1 protein-coding gene is annotated in these 523 nt (G+C 56.4%); it reads right to left on the bottom strand.

The features are described from left to right. The coding region (locus F2B26_RS17320) for a hypothetical protein (RefSeq protein WP_210766861.1) at positions 1 to 193 on the bottom strand (193 nt) is incomplete at its 3' end. Between the last annotated feature and the right edge of the window lie 330 nt (positions 194 to 523).

Below are 523 nucleotides of genomic sequence, written 5' to 3'. Positions count from 1 at the left end.
CCCGCTTCGCGTCATCCGACCCGTATTTCGCCACGGCGCATCCCGCGATATCAAGCGAATCCACCGGCGCCGCCCCCTCAGGCAGGGTCATGAAGGGCTGACCGACGCCTAGCTTGATCGAGAACCCGTCCCCTTCGATGCGGTAGACGATGTTGTCCTCGTAAGGCAGCGGCTGATAGCGCTCCCCGCGCAATGCGAGGCCGCAGCATGTCCCCAGCGAAATAGTCTCCCCGGCCGACCCGAGCGCAACATCGGCAGGCGTCTCGCTGCTATTATCGCCAGCTCAACCAATTAGAAGAACGGCGAGTGCAGCGCTGTGTATTTTAGGGCCGCTTGCCATATATCCATTCCCGAGTGATGCCCTCGTAATTACACATACGCTTCGTAGTTCCCAAATCCGAACTGGGATACATCAAACAGTTGATCGCTGCAGTGTTACTTTCTGCATGATGTCCCATGCCGATTGCATGCTCTAATTCGTGCTGGATGTGGCTTTGATAATCGTAGCTGTTTGATCCGATAC

This window comes from Cellulomonas citrea (genome assembly GCF_009829685.1).
Classification (GTDB): Bacteria; Actinomycetota; Actinomycetes; order Actinomycetales; family Cellulomonadaceae; genus Cellulomonas; species Cellulomonas citrea.
Note: the sequence above shows the minus strand (reverse complement) of the source record. Positions and strands in the feature narration are given on the sequence as shown.